The organism is Roseivivax sediminis (genome assembly GCF_900112685.1).
Taxonomy (GTDB): Bacteria; Pseudomonadota; Alphaproteobacteria; order Rhodobacterales; family Rhodobacteraceae; genus Roseivivax; species Roseivivax sediminis.
Genome location: NZ_FOMS01000031.1, coordinates 1 through 3,645 on the forward strand (window position 1 = coordinate 1; position 3,645 = coordinate 3,645).

The 3,645-nt window shown below is 65.7% G+C and carries 3 protein-coding genes and 1 other annotated feature; all 3 genes read left to right on the top strand.

The window, feature by feature from the left end; translation table 11 throughout:
• Positions 1 to 81: 81 nt before the first annotated feature.
• The 3 genes from F3H57_RS21995 to F3H57_RS22005 all read left to right on the top strand — a co-directional run bounded on the left by F3H57_RS21995 (position 82) and on the right by F3H57_RS22005 (position 3,292).
• Positions 82 to 366, top strand: a complete 285-nt coding sequence (locus tag F3H57_RS21995; protein WP_188129798.1) for a LysR substrate-binding domain-containing protein — start codon at positions 82 to 84, stop codon at positions 364 to 366.
• Positions 367 to 816: 450 nt separating this feature from the next.
• Positions 817 to 876: a sequence feature (sul1 is cis-regulatory element that is thought to sense ions involved in sulfur or methionine metabolism; They are found in Alphaproteobacteria), on the top strand.
• Between the two features lie 69 nt (positions 877 to 945).
• Positions 946 to 2,427 (top strand): SulP family inorganic anion transporter, encoded by a 1,482-nt coding sequence (locus tag F3H57_RS22000; protein ID WP_149759070.1) that lies wholly within the window; start codon positions 946 to 948, stop codon positions 2,425 to 2,427.
• A 13-nt stretch (positions 2,428 to 2,440) separates the two neighbouring features.
• On the top strand, positions 2,441 to 3,292 hold the full coding sequence (locus tag F3H57_RS22005; RefSeq protein ID WP_149759072.1) for a universal stress protein: 852 nt from the start codon (positions 2,441 to 2,443) through the stop codon (positions 3,290 to 3,292).
• The last annotated feature ends 353 nt before the right edge of the window (positions 3,293 to 3,645 follow it).

Below are 3,645 nucleotides of genomic sequence, written 5' to 3' on the forward strand. Positions count from 1 at the left end.
TCTTGTGCATGGGGGTCCTCCAGTAGGCTTGGAGGTGCAATATTGGCCGTTTCCGGCAAAATGAAGGCGCACCAACACGCTATGCGGACACCGCCCTCCGGCAAGATCGACCACACAGAAGCCACCGGTCTCGTCTTCAACGATGGCGCTCTCTTGCGGCTGGCGGCGGTTCGGGGACTGGGCCTGGCTTACCTCTGGCATCACATGGTGCGCGATGATGTGCAGGCCGGCAGGCTGATGAAGGTTCTGGCCGATCATCTTGCGCCGGTGCCGGGATTCTTCCTCTACTACCCGTCGCGCGACGCGTCCCCGGCGATGTCCGTCTTCGCGGACGCGCTCATGGTTCACTGCCGGCGCATGTCCTGACCGCGAGCACAGGCAGCGCGTGCAACGATCTGGCTCGGTCTGAATTCGTTTCGATTAGTCCACCTGCTTGCCGCCGTAGCGTATCGTCCGCGAGGACGAGCCGCATAATCGGCGCCGACGGCGCATGTCGCGCAAATGTCTCGGCGGCGATGTGAGCCGGCCGGCCGGGGTGGAGAGTCGCGCGAGCCGATTGTCGATCGCCCCCCAGGAAAAGGGGCGACCGGGAAGGCCGGGATGAGTCGCGCCCTGCGGCGGTGCGGCGGGCGGTCTACGTGGGCCGGAGCGCGGGTTGCCTGCCGGATGGGAGGGGGGTGCCGGGTCGGCGGCCAGATATCGCACGGATATTGAGCGTGTTTCGCGGAAGTCTGATCTCTTCCACACACTCGCCGCCGTAATGCGGCGACCGGTCTTGTGCTTTTTGCCCTCGGTGGCTACGGGGCAGGCAGATCATCTGGACTTGGGGTGCAACTCCCCGGGTGGCTCTCCCGGCCGCCGATCCGCCGGGTCAACCAAGACTGTCTGAATTGATGACCGGCGCGGCGCCGCCGCAAAGCCGGCCTGGAACGGGACTTTTCGAAAATGAACCTCAACGCCTACCGGCGCCAATGGCTCGGTAACGTGCGCGGCGACCTGCTGTCGGGCCTCGTCGTCGCGCTCGCCCTCATCCCCGAAGCGATCGCATTCTCGATCATCGCCGGCGTGGACCCCAAAGTGGGTCTCTATGCCTCCTTCTCGATCGCCGTCGTCACCGCCATCGCCGGCGGCCGGCCCGGCATGATCTCGGCCGCGACCGCGGCGACCGCCGTGCTCATGGTGACGCTCGTGGCCGAGCACGGCCTGCAATACCTGCTGGCGACCACCGTGCTCGCCGGTCTGTTGCAGATCGCCGCCGGCTTCGCGCGCCTCGGGCACCTGATGCGCTTCGTCTCACGCTCGGTGATGACCGGCTTCGTCAACGCGCTCGCCATCCTGATCTTCATGGCGCAGATCCCCGAACTGGTCGGGGTGCCCCTGCTGACATATCCGCTGGTCGCCGCGGGCCTGGGGATCATCTACCTCTTTCCCTACGTGACAAAGGCCGTGCCGTCGCCGCTGGTGACGATCATCGTGCTCTCCGTGCTGGTGCTGGTGATGGGCTGGGACGTGCGGACGGTGGGCGACATGGGCGCGCTGCCCGACACGCTGCCGGTCTTCCTGATCCCGGACATCCCGCTCAATCTCGAGACGCTGACGATCATCCTGCCCTATGCCGCCGCCGTCGCCGTCGTCGGCCTGCTCGAGAGCTTGATGACCGAGAATATCGTCGACGATCTGACCGACACCAAGTCGGACCGGAACCAGGAATGCATCGGCCAGGGCCTTGCCAACACGGCCACCGGCTTCATCGGCGGCATGGCCGGCTGCGCGATGATCGGCCAGTCGATCATCAACATCAAGTCGGGTGGACGCGGGCGTCTGTCGTGCTTCGTGGCGGGGGTCTTCCTGCTGATCATGGTGGTGGCGCTCGGCGATCTCGTGGCGCAGATCCCGATGGCCGCGCTCGTAGCGATCATGATCATGGTCTCGATCGGCACCTTCTCCTGGTCCTCTATCAAGCAGCTCAAGACGCATCCGCGGTCCTCGTCCATCGTGATGCTCGCCACCGTGGCGGTCGTGGTCTACACCCACAACCTCGCCATCGGCGTGCTGGTCGGCGTGCTGCTGTCGGGCCTGTTCTTCGCCGGCAAGATCGCACAGCTTTTCCGGGTCACCTCTTCCATGTCGGACGACGGGCGCGTGCGCACCTACCGCGTCGAGGGGCAGCTCTTCTTCGCCTCGGCGGAGGACTTCATGGCGGCTTTCGACTTCCGGGAAGCCGCGGACCGCGTCGTGATCGACGTGAGCCGGGCGCATATCTGGGACATCTCTTCGGTTGCCGCGCTCGACATGGCCGTGCTCAAGTTCCGCAGGGACGGCTCCGAGGTCGAGATCGTCGGAATGAACGAGGCGTCCGAAACCATCGTCGACCGGCTTGCGGTACATGACAAGCCCGGCGCGATGGACAAGCTGGTATCGCATTGAGGGAGGAGACGTCATGACCAACAAGATCATCGCGCTGGTGGACGGCTCCACCTATTCCAAGAGCGTCTGCGACCACGCAGCCTGGATGGCCACGCGCGCCGATTACGCGGTCGAGTTGATGCACGTCCTCGGCCGGCGCGAGGGCGGGGCGGGATCCGACCTGTCCGGCGCGATCTCCCTCGGGGCGCGCAGCGCCCTGCTGGAGGAGCTGTCCAATCTCGACGAGCAGCGCGCGAAACTGGCGCTGACGCGCGGCCGGGCCATCCTCGAGGACGCCAAGGCGCTGCTGGACGGCGCGGGAGTTCGTTCGCGCGAACACCTGCGGCACGGAGACCTGATCGAGGCGATCTCCGAAAGGGAGGGCGACGCCCAGATGATCCTGATCGGCAAACGCGGGGAGGCCGCCGACTTTGCCAAGGGGCATCTCGGATCGAACCTCGAACGCGTCGTCCGCGTGTCGTCGAAGCCGCTCTTCATCGCGTCCCGAGCGTTTCGGCCGGTCGAAAACGTGCTCATCGCCTACGACGGCAGCGCAAGCGCCATGCGCGCGGTCGACTACGTGGCGCGCTCAGCGATCTATGCGGGCCTCGGTATCAGGATCGTTACGGTCGGCTCGGACACGGAGGCCGCGAAGAAGGGGCTGGCGGACGCGAAGGCCATGCTGTCGGCCGCGGGGCTCGACGCGGACACCGGCATTCTTCCCGGCCAGCCCGAAGAAGCGCTGGGCAAGCTCGTCGAGGAGGAGGGGTTCGATCACCTTGTCATGGGCGCCTCCGGTCATTCCCGGCTGCGTTCGCTATTCGTCGGATCCACGAGCATGGAGATGATCCGCACCTGCAAGGTTCCGATCCTGCTCGTTAAGTAACGCGGCCGGTGGGTCAGGAGCGCCACACGTCTACCCGGCGAGGGCCCAACCCACCGGCGCGTGTCGATCCCTGGCCTCCACCCGTAAGCGCGGTTCGTTTTCGCCTGAGCGATCCAGTGATCGGATAACCTCTTGCGGCCAGCGCCGAATGGCGCCGGCCGAACCTGAGGAACCGTCGGGACAGGGAAGGGCCGTCCGTACGTCGACCTGCGACGGGTGTATGGCAACGGTGTATCGACCCAGTGACAACCTGCTCATGGCTTTGTTGCGCAAAGAACGTGAAGTGCGGACCTCCCCTTTCCCCAGACGCACTTATCCCATGGGCTCTGTGACAGGTATGCCGAGCGCGGTGT